This window comes from Companilactobacillus bobalius, from assembly GCF_009764355.1.
In genome coordinates, this window is record NZ_LNUA01000032.1 from 802,591 (window position 1) to 827,195 (window position 24,605).

Genomic DNA, 24,605 nt, shown 5'->3' on the forward strand with positions numbered 1-24,605 from the left:
TTAATGTAATACTTTTTGATTAATAACAAGGCACATACTTGATTAACTATAATGTAATATCGGCAATTAATTCACTATTTTCAAATGGAAAACGTGATTCAGACAATTCAAACGGTTGACCATCATCTAAATAACTTAATTGAATAATAACTAACACAGGATCCACTTTGTCTTTAGCTATTCCAGTTTCAAGATCAGTTTTATCAGCTCTATCAGCCTTTACTATTCGATGAGATCCTTCAATATTCAATCCCAAATTCTTCAAGTGGTCATAAATAGAATGTTCTAGTACATCCTCATTTATTGGTGCTATCGTAGTTGGCATAATTGTATGTTCGTAAGCAAAAATTTTTCCATCCATATATCGAATTCTTTGAATATCATATACAGGCGCATCAGATTCAATTAGTAACTTTTCCATTTCTTCTTCTGTTGGAAGTCTAGCCGAATAACTTAAAATCTTGCTAGTTACTTTATTAGCTTGATGAGTATAAGTGGCACCTAATGGTTTTTCTAAAGCTGAAACACTTTTATATTTTGTATCTAGATTAAAATCTTTTCTGACAAAAGTTCCAGCACCCCGTTTAGAGTAAATCATTCCTTCAATGACTAATAAATTCAAAGCTTTATGCACCGTACTTCTCGTAGTATTGAAATCTTTAGCAATTTGAGATTGATCAGGTAAGATATCCCCCGCCTTATATTGTCCATTTTTTATTTTTGATTTAATATTTTCAGCAATCTTTTTATATTTGTACTCCATAATTTTTCTCCTATATCTTATAAAAGATTTTATCATCATTTAACATTGACTTCATTTTTATTTTAAAAGACTAGTCTTATTTATAAAATGATGTGGACATATAATTACAGTGATGATATATTGTAAGCGGATACAAGAGAGGTGAATTTAAGGGAAGAATTATTAGTAAATAATCTTCAATTTACTAATTTAAATGATTATTAATACATATTCTGGGGGAATATAAAATGAAAAATGGATTTTCTGAATTTTTAAACAAGAAAATCATGCCATTTGCTAACAAATTAGCCGCGAATAAGGCTTTAATGGCCATTCGTGATGGTGTTGGATTTGCTATCACCTTAATCATTATTGGATCTGTTCCACTTATTATTAATAGTTTACCTTTTGACAATTGGACACAAACTTTACAAGGAATCAAAATTCCATACTTTGATAATTTAAGTAATCTTTTAAATATGATGACCAACATGACTTTCGGAATTATGGTAATTCCAACTGTCTTCGGTATTGCATATAGCTTTACTAAAAGCCATATTCACGATGAATTAAAGTCGATTGGTTCAGGTTTCGTTGCTTTAGGTTCATATTTAACAATTACACCCGTTATCACAAATAAAGCTGGACAAACAGGTGTCGATTTAACTTATTTAGGAAGTAAGGGACTTATCGTTGCTATTATTCTTGGCTTGATTTCTGCTAAGATCTTTTCGATGTTCATTGAACATAATATCGAGATTAAAATGCCTGAAAGTGTTCCACCTGCAATTTCCAAAACTTTCAGTGCTCTATTACCGGGATTCGTAATCATTGCTATGTGGATTTTAGTTGCTATTATTATCGGTATGTTTGGATTTAACAACATACATGAAGTTATTCTGAAATTATTAAATAAACCACTATCATTTTTAGGTGGCACTCTAGCTAGTACCCTGATTGCTGTTGGACTAAACAGTTTAGTTTGGAGTATTGGTGTTCATGGTACTGTTATTAATTCAGCTATGAATCCTATTTGGTTGATGAACTCCGATGCCAATAGGTTGGCTCTACAACATGGTAAAGAAGTACCAAATATTGTAACCAACTCATTTATGGATAACTTTACTTATATGGGTGGATCAGGTGCTACTGCCTGTTTAATTCTTGCTTTATTCATCCTTGTTCTTATGAAAAAGGCAAGTGCCGAAAGTAAGGCCATTACTTCAGTAGGTGCAGCTCCAGCTATCTTTAATATTAATGAACCCGTTATGTTTGGATACCCAGTTGTATTCAACATAGCCATTATCATTCCATTTATTCTTGTACCTATGGTTTTTGCGACAACTACTTACCTAAGTATGAAATGGGGATTGGTAGCTAAGCCAACTGGCACTGTCTTAAATTGGACAATGCCACCCATTATTTCAGGATACTTAGCAACCAATAGTATCAGTGGTGCTGTCATTCAAATTATTAATTTAGTGATTGGTACTCTAATATATTTACCGTTCGTTGCCTCAATCAACAACAAGCAAGTTTTAACTGAAAAATTAGACGAAGAAAAAGCATAGGAGAATTATAAATGTCGACAAGATTAATTAGTGCTACTGCAAGTGAAATATCTAAAATGAATAAAGAGGAACTTTTAACTTCAATTAAGGCTAGCGAAGGACGTGTAGTTTTAAGTGAAAATGTCGTCATGCATGAGCCCGTTGAAGATGGAATAACCATCAGTGAAATGACTAAAGCTTCAGGTGCCGATATGATTCTTTTAAATACCTTTGATACATTAAATCCCATTATTTTAGGAATGCCTGATCAAGAAAACGTTCAAAACGCTATTCCTAGAGACTCTGTTGTTAAGGAATTAAAAGAATATGTTGGAAGACCTTTAGGATTAAACCTTGAACCAGTAGATTTAAAAGCTGAAATGTTAGAAACAAGATTAGAAATCCCCAAGGGTCGACAAGCAAACGAAGAAACTTTAAAGCGTGCTAAAGAATTAGGCTTCGACTTCGTTTGCCTAACCGCTAATCCAGGAGTTGGAACTTCTAATAAAGCTATTACCCATGCGATTGAATTAGCAAAAAAGTATTTTGGTGGTGTTATTATCGCTGGTAAAATGCATAAGGCAGGCGGAAATGAGCCTATCTTTACAGAACAAGTTGTCAAAGATTACATTCAAGCAGGAGCTGACATTCTTCTACTTCCTTCAGTTGGAACCGTTTGGGGTATAAGAAAAGAAGATTTGAAATTGGCTGTTGATTTAGCTCATGATAATGGAATCTTGGCTATGAGCGCCATTGGAACATCTCAAGAATCTAGCCAACCAGATATTATCAAAACAATGGCACTAGAAAATAAAGAAATCGGTTTTGATATTCAACATATTGGCGATGCTCAGAGAAATAGATTTGAAAATATTTCCGAATTGAAGCAAGCTATTTCAGGTTACCGTCACTACATCGCCGGTATATCTAGAAGTGTTAAGAGATAAATATGTACTTAAATCTAATATAAAAGGAGTAACTCTTAGGTACTTAAGGGTTACTCCTTTTTAAAATTAAATTACAATTCCATATTTATTAGTCCCCATGTTATTGCAATGACACGATTCTTTATATAACATATTTAATGATGAAAGCTTCATATTAATAGAAAAGAGTGATTTCGTAATGGAAAAAACGTTGATCGTCAACGCCGGCAGTTCATCATTAAAATGGAAATTGTTTGAAATGCCATCCGAAAAAGTTTTGGCAAGTGGTACTGTAGAAAGAATTAATGCCCCCGCTTCCTTCTTCAAAATGAAATATAATGGTAAGAAGTTCGAAAAAACACAAGATAATTTAACTCAAAATCAAGCTGCTCAAATGGTCTTTGAAGAGTTACAAAACTTAGACATTATCAAAGATCTATCAGAAATTACAGCCGTAGCACATCGTGTCGTTGCGGGAGGTCAAGTTTTCAAGCATGCTGTTGAAATTACACCTGACGTGTTGCAACAAATCAAGGATCTTAGCGATTTTGCTCCCCTTCACAATCCTATGGAAGCTAAGGGAATTGAAACAATGGCCGAAACTTTGCCTAACGTTAAGCAATATGCCGTTTTCGATAGTCAATTCTTCACTGATCTACCAGAGAAAAATGCTATTTACAGTTTGCCATATGAGTTAACTAAGAAATATCAGATTCGTCGTTATGGCGAACACGGCATTTCTCACACTTACTTGACCAAAAGTGCCGCTGAATTGCTCGACAAGCCACAATCAGATGTCAACTTGGTAACCATGCATCTGGGCAGTGGTGCATCACTCGCCGCTGTTAAAAATGGTAAAGCCTTTGATACTTCAATGGGATTCACACCTCTCAATGGTGTAACAATGGGAACACGTTCCGGGGACATCGATCCAGCCTTAGTGCCCTTTTTGATGAAAGAATTAAAGCTTGATGATCCTAATAAAGTTCTAGACATTTTCAACCAAGAATCCGGCCTTTTAGGAATTGCTGAATTCTCTTCCGATATGCGTGATATCAAAGCTAAAGAAGATACTGACAAACAAGCTAAATTGGCTATTGATATTTTCGTTAACCGTGTCATTAAATATGCTGGTAGTTTCTTAACTGAATTGCATCGTGCTGATGCTCTAGTCTTTGCCGGTGGTATTGCCGAAAACAATGCCTGGTTAAGAAAACAAATCATCGATGAACTTTCCATTTTTAACGTAAAATTGGATGATAAGTTAAATGAAGCCGCTCAAGAAGGACTTATCAGTAGCCCTGATTCTGCTATCAAAGTTTTCTTAATTCCTACTGATGAAGAGTTAATGATGGTACGCCAAGTTGCTGAAATTCACAATTAAAATTTACTATAAAAGACGTTAGTCACACGGACTAACGTCTTTTTGTTTCTCAGCCTTGTGAAACATCGTATTGATTGACAATACATTTTGTCTGGTTTATTTTGTAGTTATGGTCAATTGGTGCAAATTAATTATATCAACAATGACTTTTTTTTAAGCATACATATTTTACTAACAGTAAGAATAGTTTGTAACACGAAGGGAAGTTAATTCAATTGAAGAAAATCAGTTCAGAAAAGGTAGAGAGAATCGGAACAGTCGCGAGCGCTATGTCTGTTCTAATGTACGTTTCATATATTCCCCAGATTATATCCAACCTATCTGGTAGTAAGGGAAATCCTATACAACCACTCGTTGCTTTTATCAACTGTACTATTTGGACAGCTTATGGATTACTCAAGAAAGAAAAGGATTGGCCAATTGTTTGGGCTAATATTCCCGGTATTTTTCTCGGAGCAGCAACCTTCATCACTGCAGTATTTAATTTTAGTTAAATCTAAAATTTATGACATACAATAACAATTCAAATAATCAAGTAAAAATTCACAAAATAAAAGCCAGAGCAGAAAATTCTGTTCTGGCTTTTATTACTTATCAATACCTATCTTGATTGCCAGATTCCATATAAATCACTAGCTTGACTAGGATAAGCAAATAGTTGCTGTTGTAAATCATTTGCAGTGACGTGTTGTTGGATTAGCAATGATAAATAATCAACTAATTGATCCGCATCTTGACTCAAAACCTCTGCTCCAACGATTTGTTGACTGCCTTTATTAAAGACTATCTTTAATTCAGCTAAATCATCACCATTACGAGCGTACGTTTGCCAATTCTTTATATCAATTGTTTTAATTTCTAATTCTGGTTTATTAGAAGCCTGCTGCGTACTAATTCCAACTTGTCCCAACTTAGGTATACTAAACACGGTTAAAGCTGGTGTTGGATACTTAATAGGAAATTGCACTGGTTTTTCCAAACTATTACCTAAGCATTTGCCTTGATAGATAGCGTAATTACTTAGTTTAGGAACAGAAGCATCACAGCAATCTCCAAGCGCAAAAATCTGAGGGTTACTAGTTCTTAAATTTTTATCAACCTTAATACCTTTCAAACCAACCTTAACGCCAGCAACAGATAAATTTAAATCTTCCGTATTTGGTATTCTTCCAGCTACACAATAAACTGCACCCGTTTTAAACTGACTCTGATTTGTAGTTACCTGATAAGAACCATTTGACAGTTCAGTAATCTTTTGAATAGTATTATCAAATTTGAATACTACTCCAGCATTCTCCAAACGTTTAATTAAAATTTGGACTAATCCTTGGTCAAGTATTCCTAGGGCACGCTGATTATGTTGGACAATAGTAACTTTTGTTCCTGCTTCAGTAGCTATACTAGTTAACGCAAAAGCAATAATTCCCGCACCAACAATTGTTATATTATCAGGTAAATTCGATGTTTTTAAGAAACTAGCACTATGTTCCATGTACTGACTTCCCGAAAATTCTAATTCTCTGGGACGTGCACCAGTAGCTAGAATAATTCTTTTAGCCTGATATTTTTGCCCATGGACTAAAATTGTATTTGAATTTACAAAAGTCGCATGACCCTCGATAGTAGTTATTCCTGCTTTAACTAAGTTATTGCCATACCGTTGATTAGCAGCCAGAACTATCTTGGCACTGTGATTGGCCATTTCTGACCAACTGAGTGGTGCAACATTTTCAACTAACTGGGCCATTCGGAAATGCGTTTCGGCACTGGCTAATAACGCACGTTTAGGAGTACTTCCACGATTGATTGTTGTTCCGCCCCAATCGCGTTCTTCAACAATTGCTACTTTAAATCCACGAGCTGCCAAATTCAAAGCGGTGGAGCCACCACCTACTCCTCCTCCAACAATTAGAACATCATATTGCATTTAATCACTCCCTATTTGAATACTTGTCCAGCCTTATATTGAAGATCTTGTGGCGTTTCTTCAATGGTACTTTCGTCATTCTTTTTTGAATGACTTTGATCATACCAAACAACTGCAGCTTCTTCTTTAGGGAATTGATCAACTGTTTCAGGACTAATATTCAAATGATCAGAAACCATTTGAGTTGGTAAGGTAGCCAACCACTTGTTTAGAGAAATATCTGAATAAACAGGATTCTTGAAAACTTCTAGGAAAATCAAAGGTTCATCACCGATGTTCTTAATATAGTGTCCTGCAACAATTGGAATTACACCGACATCTCCGGCTTGGAAATTAAATGTTCTTGCAAGTGAAGCTGAATTGAAGACACCAACCTTAGCATGGCCTTGAACAAAATAATCCCATTCTTCTGATTTTGGATGCCAGTGAAGCTCACGCATACCACCTGGTTGAATTTCTACAATTGCAGCCGAAATGGTTTGTGCAACAGGGAAGACTTTTGAATCAACAATCCAAACTTTACCAGCCTCAAATTCATGTGGTTTCAAGTCACTCATATGGAATGTAAATGGTGATGGCACATCCCCATTAGGATTGTTCTTTTTAACTTCAGAAATTGGACCAGGAACCTCACCATTAAAGATATATTTCTCTTTACCTGGCAAGTTAGCTAACACACTTTCGTCAACCTTAAAATTAGCGGCAATAATATCTTTTGGAGTATGTGCCAACCAATCTGTTAATAAGAAAGTATTATTTTCTGAGAAATCAGGTTCACTAAAGACTAGTAAAAATTCACAACCCTGGTCTAAAGCTTGAATTGAGTGAGGAATTCCAGCTTCAAAATTCCAAAGATCACCAGCATTAATATCATCAATAAAACTACGACCTTCAGCATCCAAAGCTGTTACTCTAGCATTTCCAGCAATCATAAAGGCCCATTCTGCCTCTTTGTGCCAATGAAGTTCTCGATATGCTCCTGGTTTCAAGCACATATCAACTCCTGCTAAATCATGTGAAGCTGGTAATTCACGATTAGTAACTTCACGTGTCCAACCGCCCTCTTCAATTCTCATATGCGCATCAGAAAAGCTAAAACGTAAGTTAGATACCGTACCATGATCCGTTATTGGTGGTACAAGTAAATCGGGATTCTGCAAATCACGTTCGTAATTTCTAGGACCTCGATCAATCCAACCTGCGTTATCAACTGTACGTTCCGGTTCAACTTTTCTATTTGACATTTTGTATACCTTCCTTTTTTAATAAATTCATGGTATAGCAAGCGATTACAAAACACAAATATAAACACATAAAGTACAAAATTATTTTATAGTTTTTATTTATTAATAAAAATAAAATAGATAAGAATAATCTATAACAAAAAAATCCCGATATAATAGCAATCAAAGGATAGCTATTATATCGGGATCTCTTTATTTCAATAAACCTTTTTTAACTAAATAATCATGAGCCACTACACTGGCCTTCTTATTCTTAACGCTGACTTGATAATTCATCTTCTGCATATCTTCCGCAGAAATCTTACCAGCTAACTTATTCAAACTCTTAACAACCTCAGGATTCTTCTTAGCAAAACTTTCATTCATCAAAGGAGCCCCTTGATATGGTGGGAAGAAATGCTTATCATCCTTCAAAACTACTAAATGATATTGTTGAACTTGCGGATCTGTCGTATAACCATCTACTAAATTAACACGATCATTAGCAATCGCCTTGTAGCGTAAAGATGGTTCCATTCGTTTAACATTACCAAAATCTAAATTATATTTCTTCTTCAATCCTAGATATCCATCAGCTTGATTGGAAAAATCAGGATCAAATCCGGCAATAACTTTATCACTTACTCGTTGTAAATCACTTAACTTTGTAACGTGATACTTCTTGGAAAATTCCTTGGTTACAGCCAGATCATAACCATTTTCGTATTCCATTGGTTTTAAGAAACTCATATTTTCTTGTTTCGATAATTCTTGTTTAGCAATTTGATAAGTTTTTTCCGGATTCTTAGGCGTCGGTTTATCGTATTTTACTAATGCTTCCAAAACCGTTCCTGTAAATTCTGGATAAATATCAACATCTTGTCGTTTCAAAGCCTTATACAAGAAAGTTGTGGCACCAAAATTAGGTTTCAAAGTAACTTGTGCTTTAGGATTATCTTGCTTGATTAAATCCTTATACATATTAATTAAGATTTCTGGCTCACTACCTAATTTACCGGCAATCGTAATTTGAACTGGTTGTGGCTTTACCATTTGATAAACCTTATTACCACCAAATCCTAGTAGTAACAACAGTATCACCACGCCACCAGTATAAATCCGACGTTTCGATGAACCAATGAATTTCAGGAGACCACTGAAGATAAAGGCTAATAGGGCCGACAAAACACCACCGATAATTAAGTAGTAATTATTATTTTGTTGAATTCCCAACATAATATAATCACCCAAACCACCAGCACCAATGAAAGCGGCTAATGTGGCTGTACCAATAATCATAACTAAAGCAATTCTAATTCCAGAAATAATCATCGGTAAAGCTAAAGGAAATTCCAAACGTTGCAATCTCTTCCACTTAGATAGTCCAAAGGCAACCGCAGCTTCCTCCAAATTAGGATCAATATTGGTCAATCCTGAATAAGTGTTTTGATACAACGGCATAATGGCATACATAGTCAGTGCTACTACTGCTGGTACAGTTCCAATTCCCACGATTGGAATCAACAATCCTAACAAAGCTAGACTGGGAATAGTCTGAATAATCCCGGCAATTTGCAATCCTACTTCACCAAAGCGACGATGGTTTCGTAATAAAATAGCCAACGGAATTGCAATTAACATGGCAATCAACAGTGAAATGAAGGAAATACCAATATGTTCATATAACGATTTTAATATTTCAGCACGTTGATTAATAACAGTCTGTAATAACATTTGCATTATTGATTGTCCCCCTCTTTTTCAAAGTAAGCTAACAATTGCTGAGGGGTCAATGAATAAGCTTTATCCTGATATCTAAATTTTATCTCAGCATGATCTTTTAAACTGTTAACTAATTCGCCAAAATGCTCCACCTCAGGATAATCAGTCGAGTTGGGAATTTCTGTTAAAACTTTAGAACCAATCAAGAAGTCCATGTTCCACCAATGCGGTGTCTTAGTACCAAAGAACTTCTTAACGAAATCATTGGCTGGGTTTTGCATAATCTCATGTGGTGTCCCTACTTGTTGAATTTCGCCTTGATTTAAAATAGCGATCTTTTGGCCCATTCGTAAGGCTTCTTGCATATCATGAGTTACAAAGACAACCGTCATTTTGTATTTATCGTGCAATTTCAAAACTAGATCCTGTGATTTACGTCTCAAAACAGGGTCCAAGGCACTAAAAGATTCATCCATCAATACTAATCTGGGACTAGTTGCCAAGGCACGAATTATAGCAACACGTTGTTGCTGTCCACCGGATAATTCATCTGGCATTCTTTTAGCGTACTTTTTAGGATCAAGTTCAACTGATTCCAATAATTCGGCAGCACGCTGATGACGTTCCTGTTTGGAAACACCTTTTTGTTCCAACTGAATAGCAATATTATCTTCAACATTTAGATTGGGAAATAAACTACTATCTTGCAAAACATAACCCATATCTAATCGTAACTTTTGTACGTCGTAATCCTTAATTCTCTTATCATCGAAATAAACATCCCCATCAGTAGGAACTGTTAATTTGTTCAGCATTCTCAATAAAGTAGTTTTACCACTACCACTGGGACCAACTAAAACAAACAGTTCACCATCATCAATCGTTAAATTGATATCATGTAAAACGACGTTCTTCTCGTATTTCATTCCAACATCTTTATAGGTAATCAATTTATTTCCCCTCTCTAAAATTGACTTACTTTAATAATAAATATCTTCCAACCTTTAGACAAAAAATTAGCATAATAATATTTATTTAAATAGCAATAACTTTCCATTTCTTTACTTTTCACAGAATAAACTATACATACACGTTACAGTCAAGCTTTTCATATATTTATAATTTTTGGGAGACCACCTATAATAGTATTCTTATAAAAAGATAAGTACATTTATTTAATTAAGTCTTCTAATCAAAAAACATTATTTTTTTAAGTGACCAAAAAAGACCAACACCATAATCATTTTTGATTATAGTGCTGGTCTTCATAATTTTTATAGTAGAAACGAGCTACTCAAGCCAGATTCCTGTGCTTTGCCTGATTTCACAAACTGTCTGCTTCGCAGCTGATTCGCAAAATCCTGCAAATTCTCAAAATCTAAACAGTTTGTTCCACTCTCTAAAATTCGGCATTACCTGGTGTTCTTGGGTAAGCAATGACGTCACGAATATTTTCCATACCTGTGATGTACATAACTAATCTTTCAAATCCAATACCGAAACCTGAGTGAACTGTACCACCATACTTACGTAATTCTAAGTACCACTTGTAGTCTTCTTCGTTCATATCAAGCTCTGACATTCTCTCTTCAAGCTTATCAAGACGTTCTTCACGTTGTGAACCACCAATCAATTCACCAATTTCAGGAACTAACAAGTCAGCTGCAGCAACGGTCTTACCGTCTTCGTTAGCACGCATGTAGAAGGCTTTGAATTCCTTAGGATAATCAGTAATAAAGACAGGCTTCTTGTAAACTTTTTCTGATAAGTAACGTTCATGTTCTGATTCAAGGTCAAGTCCCCAGTAAGGTTTAACTTCGAATTCAACATCAGTAGCTTTTTCAAGAATATCGATTGCATCAGTATAAGTAACATGAGCAAATTCTTCGCCAGCAGTAGCTTTCAAACGGTCAATCAATGTATTATCAACGTTTTCGTTCAAGAAATCTAATTCTTCTTTGGCGTTGTCCATTACATAGTTGATAACATATTTAAGCAACTCTTCTGAACAATCCATCTCATCTTTAAGATCAGCAAATGCCATTTCTGGTTCGATCATCCAGAATTCAGAAGCGTGACGTCCAGTATGTGAATTTTCAGCTCTAAAAGTTGGTCCAAAAGTATAAACATTTCTGAAAGCCAAAGCGAATGGTTCAACTTCTAGTTGTCCACTAACAGTTAGGTTAGTTTCTTTCTTAAAGAAGTCTTCATTATAATCAACTTTGCCATCGTCAGTCTTTGGTACGTTATTCATATCCAATGTTGTTACTTGGAACATTTCACCGGCACCTTCAGCATCAGAACTAGTGATGATTGGCGTGTGAACATAAACGAAACCATTGTGTTGTAGATATTCATGAATAGCAAAAGCAGCTAGTGAACGAATTCTAAATACTGAATAGAAAGTATTTGTTCTAGGACGCAAGTGAGCTACAGTTCTCATGAATTCATATGAGTGAGCTTTCTTTTGTAGTGGGTAATCTGAATCTGAAGCACCCTCTTCAACTACTTCAGTAGCATGAATTTCAAATGGTTGTTGTGCCTTAGGAGTAAGAGCAACTTCACCAACAACTTTAATTGTTGTACTGATTGGGAACTTAACAACATCAGCATAGTTGTCCATGTCACTAGTAATAACAACTTGAACATTCTTAAAGAATGAACCATCATTTAATTCAATAAAACCTACTCGTTTTGAACCTCTAATTGTACGGATCCAACCATTAAGTGTTACTTGATCACCGTCAGCAAATTCTTTTTTATATAAATCTTTAACTAAAACGTTTTGCATTGATTTCTCCTTTTCACATTTGGAATACTGTAGACGAAAAAAAGATCCTCCATCCCCAATAAAAGGGACGAAAGATCTTTCCGCGGTACCACCCAAGTTTTTTAAAAAACACCTCAAAAGTACATTAAATACTCTCCAATTATAACGTACTGGGTCACGTCTAAACCTACTCTCTAATGATTTCAGCTAGAATAACAAAGATGTTCTTCCTATATACCGACACGTTAAGTTCTCACTTGCCTTAACTCCCTGTGGATAAAGTATACAGTACTCCTTCTTTTAATATCTTTTGATATATTAATTTTCTTAAATGTAGCATAACTTTGACCAAATTGTAAAGTAGAATATAGATATTGAGGAGGAAGATCATGAAAAATTTTTTTAAATGGTTAATTGGTATCATCATCGCCCTTGTCGTCGTAATGTTGATCTCCGTTGTTGTTGTTAAAAATAAGGAATACCAACCTTCAACAGCAGCAATGTCAGCCAGCAAAGTTAGTACCACAAGTAACAACATAACTGAGTTTTCAGGAAACAGTCAAAATCCTAAAGTCATTTTCTATCCTGGTGCTTTAGTAGAACCCAAGAGTTACAGCATTTGGGCTAAGAAAGTTGCTCAAGCGGGATATTCGGTTTACATCGTAAGATTTCCATTAGACTTAGCTGTTCTAAAGGCCAACATGGCTAATCAAATTTCTAAAAATAACGGATACGTTATCGGAGGCCACTCACTAGGCGGAACTATGGCTAGTCGCTATGCTCATAATAATCCTAAGAATCTAAAGGGAGTCTTTTTCTTAGCCAGTTATCCTGAAAAAAAAGGTGATTTACGGAAAACTAAGGTCCCAGTTTTATCAATTACCGCTTCAAATGATGGAGTTTTGAAATGGAAGAACTACAATAAGGCCAAAAAGTTACTACCAAGTAATACACTTTATGAACAAATTTCTGGTGGTAACCACGCTGGCTTTGGTAGCTATGGCAAACAGAGTGGCGATAAAACGGCTTCCATTAGTAATCAGAAACAACAAAATATTGTAAGTAAATTATTAATAAATTGGCTAAATAAAAAAATTAGCAAATAAATTAAAACGTTTTCATAATTTCCCACAAAAGCGCATACATCTTTGTTATACTGTCACTAGTCGCTACAATTTTTGGGGGAAACATGACTATTTTATTTGATAAGAAATTAACCTTAAACGAGGATTCAACAACTTTTATTGAGAATTATATTAATTATGTAAGAACTATCAATCCCGAAGACCTATATGAAGGTAAAAAGGATAAAAATATTCTAAAAAACAAATTTATTTTTCGAATTCATCAATTAGCTAATCTTGATTCGGCTATTGTCAGCTTAAATATACTTGATAAGAAAATTAATGTCCTAGCCCGTATTCCCGGTTTTGAAACTGTCGTGATCGGCTCCTATCCACTAAATTCTCATCTTAAAAAGATTATGTCTCAAGAAGTTTATCCCACAATAAAAATAACCGGTGGTAGATACAAAAAAGTTGTTCCGACTGATTTTGATAAAGATATTATAAAAAATGGTTTTGAACCATATGGAATAATCCTTCAGCTTCATCAAGTTGAAAATGTTGTATATAAATCAAGAAAAATCGATGTAATTTACAAATATGTCTTTAAAAGTGAACGTAGTCTTGTCAATGTTTCAAAAATCTTAATGTTATGTTTTGCCCTCTTCGGCCTTGCATTAGGATTAGGCTTCATGTTCTTAGGTTTCTTCATGACCGGATTAATGGTAATTGTCGCCTTCTTCGGTGTTAACTCCTATACCTTGATCCTATCCGATACTTATAAACCTAAACAAGAATTGAATCAAACCCAAACAAATTAATATAAAAAGGTGTTCATATTTTGAACGCCTTTTTATTTTCCCAATAGAAGAGTTATATTACTTTTAGGAAGTGAAAAAAATGTTGAAAAGTTATGTCATTGTCATAAGTGGTGTCACTGCCAGTGGAAAAACCACATTAGTTCAAGAACTAAATCATAAACTACCTGATAGTACCGTTATTTCTTTTGACGACTACAGTATAGATGCCTTACCCTCTGCACCACCTATTGACACACCAATTCAGGAAGCTGTTAACCAGTATGATATCAGTATGTTAATGGATGATTTCCTTAAAGTTTACAATAAACATCATTTCATACTAGTCGACTTTCCATTTGGTTATAGGCATGACACATTGAAACCCTATATCGACAAAGTTATCTATGTTAAAACACCCCTAGATGTTTGCTTTGCCCGTCAAATCCTACGTGATTACACAAACAATGATGGTGAACAGATACGTGATTGGGCTAAAACTTATTTAGATTTTGCTAGACCAATCTTTGTTAATCACGACAAATATATTAGTAGCGATGCAGACTTGGTTGTTGACGGTCTCTTGTCACTGGACAAAAAAGTTGAACTAATTCTAAATAAGTTTAAACTGTATAATCTTTTCTAAGCTCTTTAAAAAATAATAACTACAATCAAAATAATTTTCTTCTTCAGAAACTAAAACGGCATCCATTTAGGAGTGTAATTATATACACTTATTCTAAATGGATACCGTTATTTTTTAAAATTCAGAAGGAAATAATAAACAGAACCGTTTACCAGTCTGGAACAAAAGTTGAAAATGCAGTCAGCCGCGCCCACAGCGTTCCACCAGCATTTTCAACTTTTGTGGAAGACGGAATTTCTTACTATTAAAATGTGCTTACTGTTTCTTGATACTTATCATTATGAACATCCTCATTACCAGTTAAACGAACCACGTCCCTTAAAATCATTAACTCCTCATTAGTTGGAATAACTAATACATCACTTTGAGAGTCTTCTGAACTGATTTTACGAGTTCCTTTACTATTTCTATTGGTATCATCATCTAACTTAATACCCATATAACGGAAATGTTCCATAATCATTGATCGAATATCCGGATTATTTTCACCAGTTCCTGCAGTAAAGATAATTGCATCTACACCGTCCATCAAAGAAATATATGAACCGATATACTTAACTATTCGATTTATATACATATCTACAGCTAATTTAGCTCTTGGATTTTCATCTTTAACTGCCATTAAATCTCGAAGATCAGGTGATATACCTGAAATGCCTAATAAGCCGGATTCGTTATTCAAGATGTCTGTCATATCATCAGCGTTAGTAATATTTAGCTTCCTCATAAGGTATGTTACTAGTGATGGATCAATATCCCCTGCACGTGAACTCATCATTAAACCTGACTCTGGAGTAAAGCCCATCGATGTATCTATTGATTTTCCATTTTCAATAGCATCTATAGAAGCTCCACTACCTAAGTGGCAAGAAATAATTCGAAGTTTATCTATTGGCTTTCCTAAAAATTCAGCAGCTTGTGTAGATACATATCGGTGACTAATACCTTGTGCCCCAAACTTACGAACGCCGTACTTCTCGTAATATTCATAAGGAACTCCGTACAAATAGTTTGCCGGTTTTAGTGTTTGATGGAATGAGGTATCAAACGCTGCAACTTGTATAGCATCTGGCAATAATTTTTCAAATGCTTCAATTCCCGCAACTTGACTAGGATTATGTAATGGTGCCAATTCCGATAATTCACTAATTTGCTTTATAACTTTAGAATCAACTACAACAGAATCCTTAAAAATAGTACCACCGGCAACAACTCTGTGTCCGACACGTGTGATCTCATCATAACTTTTAATTGCTTTTATTTTAAGCAAAGTATGCAACGTTTTCGTCACGGCAGATTCATGCGTTGGCACATATTTATTTTCGCTTAATTTCTTTCCATCAAATTTTATTTTAAATACGGAATCTTCTTTACCTAAACGATCGACCATACCCTCAGCGATACATTTCTCATCTTGTAAATTAAATAGCTTCCACTTAAATGTTGAACTTCCTGAATTAACAATTAGTACCTTTGACATTTATATCACCAACCAATTACTAAAATATTATATTTATTCATCAATTAATATATTATATATTGTAACCGTTGTCAACGATTGGAACGTACCATTTAATCATGTGGTTATAACCATAGTTAATTTATACTTATTATTCCAAATATACATTTAATATATATTCTCTTGATAATATTTAAGAATACTAAGCGTTCTTATTAACGAAGGAGCAACATATTGAAAAAAAAGTTTGTTTTGAGTTCCATTCTTTTTATTTTACTTATCACCGGCTTGACTCCTTTTTATATCCACAATAAAACGAATAACAGCGGCCATAGCACTTTAATCAAAAACAAAATAGTCAATAAAACTAAAAATAAAGATGCTAATACTTTAAAGAATGCAAAAGAAATCAATGACAAATTTTATAGTCATAAAAAGATTAATCAAAGTGCCGAAAATGCTTTAGTTGGCTATCCCTCGACATTCTCAAGATTGATTAACATAAGTCAGTTAGTCGTTGTTGGTCAAGTAACTAACCTCCATAGTTTTGTAGACCGAAATATGCCCAATACTATCGCAGATACAAAAATTAAATACGTTTTAAAAGGCGACAAAGATCAAACAAATAAAACTATAAGAGTAATGTTTCCAGGAGGAAATATAACACGTAAGGCTTTATTATCCACCGTTTCTGATAAACCATTTATGAATATTTCACCTGAAGAAGCTAATTCTGAAGAAATTGTAACAGTAAATAATCCTGACATGCCTCTACCAAAAGTTGGTGAAAATTTTGCATTCTTACTTACTAAAGAGCCCTCCGAAGCCGACAATATCCCAGGTGAATTCTGGTCAATTGATTTCGCCAGCAAAGGATTATTTCCTGAAAATGCACAGGGAAAGTATGAAAGAATTGTAAAAGAACCTTCTATCAAGGATTCTTCTGGAAAACCATCTAGAGACCTTTCGCAAGAGGACGATATTAAAATGAACCGTGGAATGAACGAATTGATTAATAAAGTACGTACTGACAAATAACTTATTAGACATAGAAAAAGCTACTCCGAAGAATACGGGGTAGCTTTTTCTATTAACTGAATATTAAATACTTTTTCTATTTATAATCATTTATACCTTTTTGCAGACGATTCAAACCATCCTGAATCATTTCTGTTGGACTTGCAATATTCATACGAATAAAGTGTTGTCCGTCTCCACCATAAACATCCCCAGGCGTAACGATCAAACCAGTATCCTTACGAATGAAGTCAGTCAATTCATCAACATTTTTCGTAATTTTAGAAACATCGAACCAAAGTAAATATGTGGCATCGCCTTGAACCCATTTGATGTCTGGAATATTCTCAGCTAAGAAATCTAAAACTAACTTTCTATTTTCCAAAACTTTTTGTTTCAATTGTTGTAACCACTCATGGCCTTTTGTATAGGCCGCAATTGTTCCAGGAATGGCTACCAAGTTAGGTTCTGCTAGTTCTTCACTATTCAAGCCGCGGCTCACTTGAGCTCTTAAATTAGCATCTGGCACAATTACCGTCGAAGCATGTAAAGCAGCCACGTTGAAAGTCTTACTTGGTGATACAGCGACAATAACATTCTTGAGATACTTTTCTTCTAATCCGAAAACAGGATTATAGCCTTTTTCATTGAAAGTAACATCCCCGTGAATTTCATCACTGAACAATTTAACATCATACTTCAAAGCTAAGGCTGCAATCTTAGTTAATTCATCAACTGTCCAAATTTTTCCTACCGGATTATGAGGATTACATAGAATCATCATATTAGTTAGCGGATCACTCATTTTCTTTTCTAAATCATCGAAATCAATCGAATATTGATGAGTCGCCTGATCATAAACTAAATCATTTGAAACCACATGACGACCGTTATTTACAATCGAATTATAGAAGATATTATAAACCGGTGCTTGTACCAAGACATTGTCACCTAACGAGGTTAACCGACGCACTGCCGAAGAAATAGACGGTACTACTCCGGTTGCAAAAATCATCCAATCCTCTTGTGGACGCACATGGTGCTCTGCTTCGTACCAATCAGCTACAGCTTTACGATATTCATCAGGAATCTCTTCATAACCGAATAATCCCATCGAAATCTTATCTTGCAAAGCTTGAATGATTTCTGGAGCTGTCTTGAAATCCATATCAGCAATTGTCATTGGCAATTCATTTTGTCCGACATCCCACTTAGCCGAATTACCAGCGCGTTTTTTATTCAATGTTTCAAAATCGTAATTCATCAGGCCACTCTCCTTAAACTTTTTGAGTTACTTTGATTGAGGTCTTAGTCTTATCAATTTCAGGGTCATCAAAAATAATATTGTCTACAGATTTAACTTGGATTGAACCACTGATTGGATTCTTAATACTCATAACATCAGTTGTAATTTCAGCATCGATGTTTGAACAATATTCAAAGGCCAGATCAGTTCTGAGCAATTTACAGTTAACCATCTTTAAGCCATCGATATAACAAAGGCCTTGATCACTCTCAATTGTACAATTAATCAAAGTAATATTCTTAGTGTTCCAAGCTAAATATTCACCACTAATTTTTGAATCATAAATTGTAACGTTGTCACAATTCCAGAAGGCATCTTTTGATACAAAACTGGAATTGTGGATTTCAACATTCTTGGCACCATCGAAAACATAGTTACCGACAACATTTAAGTTTTCAGCATATATATTTTCACTATCTTTACCAAAGTAATTACCGTTTACTTCAACGTCTTTCATCTTGATATCTTTACAAGTCCACATTGTTTCCTCAGCATCAGCAAAATGAACATTGTTCAATCTAATATCAGAAGCACGACGGAAAAGCTTTGGTGCTTGCAAAGCTGAATCGTTGATTTCAATATCATCGGTATACCAGATACCCGAACGTGACATTGTTTCAAAAATAGAATCATCAACCTTAACATGTTTAGCATACCAAAGTGGGTACTTCCACTTGAAAACGACATCGTTTAAATCAATATTGCGTGCTTCTTTTAGTGGAGATTCACCTTCACCAAATGTTGTATCTGTTATTTGAGCGTCGTGTTCTTTGAATAAAGGACGTTCACCATCAAAATAACCTTCATTTATTTGTTTCTTCATTTAATTGCCAAACCTTTTTGTAAAAAATTTTTCTAACGATAATAATTATTATCCATCGTCATTGATATGTTAAATACTTATTCTAAATACATAACTATACCTTTTTGTTATGACTAACTATTTTCTACTGATTGTAAGGCATATAGTTCAGCATATTTACCACCTAAAGCCAATAGTTCTTCATGTGTACCTCGTTCAACAATCTTACCTGCACTCAAAACTAAGATTTGATCAGCATCTTGAACCGTCGACAATCTATGAGCAATCGAAATAGTCGTTCGATCATCACGCATTTTTTTCAAACTCTTCGTAATACTTTGTTCAGTTTGAGGGTCAATATTAGCAGTCGCCTCATCCAAAATCAAAACTTTAGGATTTCTAACAATCGTTCTTGCAAAAGAAATCAATTGTCGTTGTCCTGTTGAAAAACTACCACCACGTTCAGTTACTGGCGCATGGTATTTTTCGGGCAATTTCTCAATAAATTCATCTGCATCAACAAACTTGGCTGCTTGTTCAACTTGTTCATCGGTAATTTTGTCATCAAACATTCGAATATTTTTGGCAATATCACCATAGAACAAATATGGTTCCTGAATAACCAAGCCTAATTGTCGACGTAATTCTTTAGTCGAGTAATCACGAATATCATGATCATCAATCAGAATTTGACCTTCGCCGAATTCATAAAAACGCAGCATAATATTGATAATTGAACTTTTACCACTACCAGTGTGGCCAACAAAAGCAATATTTTCACCCGGTTCAACCGTAAAGGAAATATCTTTCAAAATTGGTTCATCTGGATTATAGCCGAAAGTAACATGACGGAACTCGATTTTACCTTCAACAATTTTTTCTTTACTATCCTCATTTTGCTTAGGAGCATAAGAATCATTGTTGAACATTCGCATAATTCGATAACCGGCAACCAAACCATCTTGGAAGAACGACATATAATTCATTACGTTAGACAAAGGATTGAAGAAGTTTTGTTGGTATGACAAGAAGGCATAAATTACACCCGCTGCTACCAAACTATTCATACTCTTCATTCCAAAGCCTAATAACGCAACTAATTCAGCCAAAGTAAACATCAGATTGATCATTGGATTCAATAAAAACGAATTGACATTGATCATCTGCGAACGCATTTGATAATAGGCATTATTCTTATTTTCAAATTCAGCCGTTTTACGTCCCTGTTGACCAAATTGTTGAATAACACTGATACCCATCAAGGATTCATTCAATTTAGTATTGATTTGACTCAAATACTCACGTAAACGTTGATAAATTTTTGAACTAATATGTTGATAAATCCAAACAACTAAGTACAAAAGTACAACGAACAACGCCGTAAAGATTGCTAAAGGTACACTAACTGATGCCATAGCAATAAATGACGATACCATTGAGAATAACGCGATGATGATCATCAAAAACAAAGTCCAAAAGTTGTACAACGTTTTAGTATCATTAGTTACTCGTGAAACGATTGAACCAGCTGGAGTAACATCAAAATACTTCAAACCTAAAGTGTGTAGTTTATGAAAAAGTTGACTTCTAATTTTTTCCAAAGTCCGCTCCGCACCCATTGAGAAGAAAAAATTCTGAATGAATTGCACGATGGCTTGAATAATAGTTCCAATCGCATAAAGAATTGCAAAACCGATAATCAATTGCACACCGGTACTCTGGTTAGTCAAATAATGATCCATGTAATACTGCAACATTCTGGGCAACATAATATTAATAACACTCAAAACAATGGCAAAGCCAATAGCAATCCCAAATTGCATTTTAAATTCCCAAGCAAATTGAAAAAGCCATTTCAGAATCTTATTTCGATCCTTGTGCGACAATGATTGTACAGTTTTTAGGATATTCTCTTGTTCATTATTTTTCATCATTCAGCCTCCCCTCTAACTCGGCTGTCTTTTCTTGTAAATGGAAGGTATCGTAATACCAACCTTTTTGAGCCAACAACTCTTGATGAGTACCCTTTTCAAGAATAGTTCCATGATCCATAACCAATATCTGGTCAGCTGCCTCAACAGAACTCAAACGACTGGCAGCAATAATAGTTGTCGCATTCTTACGATTATGAGCAATTCTTTGTTCAATATTACGTTCAGTTTTAAAATCGACCGCAGACAAAGAGTCATCCAGAATCAACAATTTAGGATCACTCAAAATAGCTCTAGCAATTGCTAAGCGTTGTTTCTGACCACCAGACAAGGACACTCCTAATTCACCGACCTCTGTATCGTAGCCATTCGGCATCTTTTCGATATCAGCATCAAGATCGGCTACCCGACTGGCATCCTCAACTTGAGCTTGATTAGCTTCCATATTGGCAAAACGAACATTGTCTCTAATGTCAGTTGAGAATAAGAAATTAGTTTGTGGCACATAACCAATCGTGTTTAAATAATTATCAATATCATACTTACGAATATCATTTTCGCCCATCTTGATTGAGCCATCATAATGATCAAAATCACGCATCAATAGACTGATAATGGTTGATTTACCACCACCAGTTGGACCCACAATCCCTAAAGTTTGCCCTTCTCTTAATTCAAAATGAACATCATGCAAAGCTGTGGCACTATCATCGTCAGGATAATGGAAAGAGTGAACATTAAAGTCCAAATTACAATCTGTAATTGTTTCAATTGCATGTTTAGGACGAATTAGTGAAGATTTTTCACCTAATAAATCACTAATACGATCATAACTAGCTGAACCACGTTCCAAGACATTGAACAAACTACCAACAGCGTACATTGGCCATGTTAATTGAGTCATATATGTAATGAATGAAACTAATTGACCAATTGTGATCTGCTTATTCAATACTGCTAGACCACCGAAGATGATCGTAATCACGTATGAAATCCCCATGATCAGTGTCGTCAACGGATCAAATAAAGCATCCAAACGATAAGAACGACGATTGGCCTTGATGTTATCATCAACATAATTGTTGAAATCAGCCTCATCTTCACGTTCTTGACCAAGAGCCTTTAAAACTTTAATACCAACAATACTTTCCTGAGTCTTATTATTGATACTAGAAAATTCTGCTTGTGATTTAGAAAAGGCATCATGAACCTTGCCTCCTAAAATATTAGCCATAATTCCCAAAAGAATAAGTGGCAATACCGCTAGAATTGTTAACTTCCAACCAATGAATAACCCCATAGCTAGAATAGTAGAAGTTCCGGTAATTATGGAGTCGGCCAAAGTTAAAATACCTGGTCCTGCAACATCACGTACCGCATCAATATCATTGGTAGCATGCGCCATCAAATCACCAGTACGCCATTTCTTATAAAAAGTAGCATCCATCTTCATAAATTGACGATAAAGTCGACTTCTTAAATCCCTCTCTAAAACGAAAGAACTTCCAAATATCATTTTTCGCCATAAAAATCTTAAAAGATATTGTGCAATCGCTGTCCCCAAAAAGATCAACATACTTACTAATAGAAAATTACCCGTGACGTTACGTTTACTAACCGCGTCAACGACATTTCCGATAATCTTAGGAGGAATAACATTTACAATTGCGACAATGATTAAAGCTATGACTCCGATTAAATATTGTTTCCATTGGTTTTTAAAAAACCATTTGAGTCGTGAAAAAATCCCCATGTCATCTCACCTACAATCTAAAAATTACATTATTAATACCTTACACCCTCAAGTTAACTTTAAAGCAACTCAGAAAACGTTTTCTGGCTATAATTTTAATTTTATTATAAAAAAATAGCGGTATTCTCATAATTAAATAAGAATACCGCTAATTAACATCAAATTAAACTATTATCTACCAAAGCAATTCAGTGTTTTTAACATCGTTAATTGTCTTTGTACCAGCCAATTGCATAGTAATGGATAATTCCATGTTCAAGTGTTCAATTACATCTGTTACACCTTGAGCACCACCGAGGTTCAATCCATAAATGATTGGACGACCAATAGCAACTAAATCAGCACCACTAGCCAAGGCTTTGAAGACATGTTCACCACGACGAACACCACTATCAAAGATAACTGGTACACGTTGATCAACTGCATCAGCAATGTCTGGTAAAACTTCAAATGAAGCTGGACCACCATCTAGTTGACGGCCACCATGGTTAGATACCCAAACACCATCGGCACCAAACTCAATAGCTAATTCAGCGTCGTCAGGTGATTGAATACCTTTAACGATAACTGGTAGACCAGACATATCCTTAATCTTTTGAATGTCTGTAGGTACGATTCCTTGTTTAGCTGAAGCATAAATTTCAGAGATTCCCTTACCTTCACCGTCACCAGCTGAATATCCAGCTAAGTTAGGCATTGGAAGTGGGAATTGGAACTTATTAGCAACATCAGCTTCACGATAACCACCTAAAGTAGAATCAACAGTTAAGACAATAGCTTTAGCACCAGCAGCAACAGCCTTTTTAATTAGGAATTCGTTAAAATTATCATCCTTACTCATATATAATTGGAAAAATTGTGGAGCATCAGGAGCAGCGGCTGCAGCATCTTCAATTGAAGTACTTGCATAAGTACTGATTGAGAAGATAGAACCGGCAGCAGCTACACCTTTAGCTGTGTCAGTTTCACCTTTAGCATGTGCTAATCCTTGAGCAGCTGAAGGTGCTTGAATAATAGGAGTCTTCAAATCAATATCCCATAATTTAGTACTTAGATCTGCATGATCGATACCTTGAAGTACACGTGGTTCAATCTTTCTCTTATTAAAGGATTCAGTATTTTGTTTCTTAGTCCATTCATCCTCAGAACCACCACTGATATAACCAAAGGCGCCCTTTTCATTACTCATATGATCCTTCACACGAGCCTCTAGACCAGCAATATTTAGAATATCTACATGATTTTCAGCAGTACTTGCTTCATACTTCTTTTTCATTAAAAATCCCATCCTTTTTACTTGTATTTGTTCAACAGGATCAGTTTAACCTACATTTGTAAATTTTGCTGATATTTGTTCCGAAAATATCAATTTTTCTTTTAATATTGATGAAATAATTTATTTTATATTAGTGTTAAATGCCGTCTTCCACAACAAGCCCGATTGGTCTGGAACGCTGTGGACACTGATTTGAGCCAATTGAAGATCACAATTGTCTCAAATACAGGTCTTCTACTAAGTGATAAATCACTAAGTAGAATCTCACGGCTGAGACCAATCGGACTTGTTGTTCCAGACTAAATCTCTA

Annotated in this window: 20 protein-coding genes and 1 other annotated feature; of the genes, 8 read left to right on the plus strand and 12 right to left on the minus strand. The window is 34.9% G+C overall.

Annotation, left to right across the window (positions count from 1 at the left end; translation table 11 throughout):
• Positions 1-46: 46 nt before the first annotated feature.
• Complete coding sequence (locus ATN92_RS11205; protein WP_056950226.1) at positions 47-763, minus strand: GntR family transcriptional regulator; 717 nt, start codon at positions 761-763, stop codon at positions 47-49.
• A gap of 227 nt (positions 764-990) precedes the next feature.
• Here ATN92_RS11205 and ATN92_RS11210 point away from each other — a divergent pair, with 227 nt between their 5' ends.
• The 4 genes from ATN92_RS11210 (at position 991) to ATN92_RS11225 (ending at position 5,096) form a co-directional block, all read left to right on the plus strand.
• The gene (locus ATN92_RS11210; RefSeq protein WP_056950229.1) at positions 991-2,313 is read left to right on the plus strand and encodes a PTS sugar transporter subunit IIC; all 1,323 of its coding nucleotides are present in this window, start codon (positions 991-993) and stop codon (positions 2,311-2,313) included.
• 11 nt (positions 2,314-2,324) lie between these two features.
• Positions 2,325-3,239 (plus strand): DUF7916 family protein, encoded by a 915-nt coding sequence (locus ATN92_RS11215; RefSeq protein WP_056950232.1) that lies wholly within the window; start codon positions 2,325-2,327, stop codon positions 3,237-3,239.
• 178 nt (positions 3,240-3,417) lie between these two features.
• A complete protein-coding gene (locus ATN92_RS11220; RefSeq protein ID WP_056950235.1) occupies positions 3,418-4,602 on the plus strand; it encodes an acetate/propionate family kinase in 1,185 nt (394 codons plus the stop codon).
• Positions 4,603-4,826: 224 nt separating this feature from the next.
• Complete coding sequence (locus ATN92_RS11225) at positions 4,827-5,096, plus strand: SemiSWEET family transporter (RefSeq protein WP_411762970.1); 270 nt, start codon at positions 4,827-4,829, stop codon at positions 5,094-5,096.
• Positions 5,097-5,203: 107 nt separating this feature from the next.
• Here the strand turns inward: ATN92_RS11225 and ATN92_RS11230 are convergent, their stop codons facing one another.
• The 5 genes from ATN92_RS11230 to asnS form a co-directional block, all read right to left on the minus strand.
• The gene (locus ATN92_RS11230; RefSeq protein WP_056950238.1) at positions 5,204-6,529 is read right to left on the minus strand and encodes an FAD-dependent oxidoreductase; all 1,326 of its coding nucleotides are present in this window, start codon (positions 6,527-6,529) and stop codon (positions 5,204-5,206) included.
• An 11-nt stretch (positions 6,530-6,540) separates the two neighbouring features.
• On the minus strand, positions 6,541-7,773 hold the full coding sequence (locus ATN92_RS11235; RefSeq protein ID WP_056950242.1) for an oxalate decarboxylase family bicupin: 1,233 nt from the start codon (positions 7,771-7,773) through the stop codon (positions 6,541-6,543).
• 192 nt (positions 7,774-7,965) lie between these two features.
• Positions 7,966-9,492: an ABC transporter permease/substrate-binding protein gene (locus ATN92_RS11240; protein ID WP_056950245.1), complete on the minus strand. Its 1,527-nt coding sequence runs from the start codon at positions 9,490-9,492 to the stop codon at positions 7,966-7,968.
• Complete coding sequence (locus ATN92_RS11245) at positions 9,492-10,424, minus strand: ATP-binding cassette domain-containing protein (RefSeq protein ID WP_056950248.1); 933 nt, start codon at positions 10,422-10,424, stop codon at positions 9,492-9,494. Before ATN92_RS11245 ends, ATN92_RS11240 begins: the two co-directional genes overlap by 1 nt.
• 449 nt (positions 10,425-10,873) lie before the next feature.
• Positions 10,874-12,265, minus strand: coding sequence for an asparagine--tRNA ligase (gene asnS, locus ATN92_RS11250; protein WP_056950251.1), 1,392 nt, complete (start codon positions 12,263-12,265; stop codon positions 10,874-10,876).
• 60 nt (positions 12,266-12,325) lie between these two features.
• Positions 12,326-12,558, minus strand: a binding site (T-box leader).
• A gap of 75 nt (positions 12,559-12,633) precedes the next feature.
• On the opposite strand from asnS, the gene ATN92_RS11255 reads away from it, so the two are divergent.
• The 3 genes from ATN92_RS11255 (at position 12,634) to ATN92_RS11265 (ending at position 14,751) form a co-directional block, all read left to right on the plus strand.
• Positions 12,634-13,350, plus strand: a complete 717-nt coding sequence (locus ATN92_RS11255) for an alpha/beta hydrolase (protein WP_056950254.1) — start codon at positions 12,634-12,636, stop codon at positions 13,348-13,350.
• An 83-nt stretch (positions 13,351-13,433) separates the two neighbouring features.
• Positions 13,434-14,129 carry a hypothetical protein gene (locus ATN92_RS11260; RefSeq protein ID WP_056950257.1) on the plus strand — a complete coding sequence of 232 codons (696 nt, stop codon included), beginning with the start codon at positions 13,434-13,436 and terminating at the stop codon, positions 14,127-14,129.
• A 79-nt stretch (positions 14,130-14,208) separates the two neighbouring features.
• On the plus strand, positions 14,209-14,751 hold the full coding sequence (locus tag ATN92_RS11265; RefSeq protein WP_056950259.1) for a nucleoside/nucleotide kinase family protein: 543 nt from the start codon (positions 14,209-14,211) through the stop codon (positions 14,749-14,751).
• Between the two features lie 244 nt (positions 14,752-14,995).
• On the opposite strand, the gene ATN92_RS11270 is transcribed toward ATN92_RS11265, so the two are convergent.
• Positions 14,996-16,231 carry an acetate/propionate family kinase gene (locus ATN92_RS11270; RefSeq protein ID WP_056950262.1) on the minus strand — a complete coding sequence of 412 codons (1,236 nt, stop codon included), beginning with the start codon at positions 16,229-16,231 and terminating at the stop codon, positions 14,996-14,998.
• A gap of 213 nt (positions 16,232-16,444) precedes the next feature.
• On the opposite strand from ATN92_RS11270, the gene ATN92_RS11275 reads away from it, so the two are divergent.
• Entirely contained in the window at positions 16,445-17,248 is an 804-nt protein-coding gene (locus ATN92_RS11275; protein ID WP_056950265.1) for a hypothetical protein, read from the plus strand.
• A gap of 76 nt (positions 17,249-17,324) precedes the next feature.
• Here ATN92_RS11275 and ATN92_RS11280 read toward each other — a convergent pair whose 3' ends face one another.
• The 5 genes from ATN92_RS11280 to ATN92_RS11300 all read right to left on the minus strand — a co-directional run bounded on the left by ATN92_RS11280 (position 17,325) and on the right by ATN92_RS11300 (position 24,295).
• Entirely contained in the window at positions 17,325-18,491 is a 1,167-nt protein-coding gene (locus ATN92_RS11280; protein WP_056950268.1) for a MalY/PatB family protein, read from the minus strand.
• A gap of 13 nt (positions 18,492-18,504) precedes the next feature.
• Positions 18,505-19,356 carry a DUF3737 family protein gene (locus tag ATN92_RS11285; protein ID WP_056950271.1) on the minus strand — a complete coding sequence of 284 codons (852 nt, stop codon included), beginning with the start codon at positions 19,354-19,356 and terminating at the stop codon, positions 18,505-18,507.
• A gap of 113 nt (positions 19,357-19,469) precedes the next feature.
• Positions 19,470-21,269, minus strand: coding sequence for an ABC transporter ATP-binding protein (locus tag ATN92_RS11290; protein WP_411762964.1), 1,800 nt, complete (start codon positions 21,267-21,269; stop codon positions 19,470-19,472).
• Positions 21,256-23,019, minus strand: a complete 1,764-nt coding sequence (locus tag ATN92_RS11295; protein WP_056950276.1) for an ABC transporter ATP-binding protein — start codon at positions 23,017-23,019, stop codon at positions 21,256-21,258. Before ATN92_RS11295 ends, ATN92_RS11290 begins: the two co-directional genes overlap by 14 nt.
• Before the next feature lie 175 nt (positions 23,020-23,194).
• Positions 23,195-24,295: a lactate oxidase gene (locus ATN92_RS11300; protein ID WP_056950278.1), complete on the minus strand. Its 1,101-nt coding sequence runs from the start codon at positions 24,293-24,295 to the stop codon at positions 23,195-23,197.
• Positions 24,296-24,605: the final 310 nt, after the last annotated feature.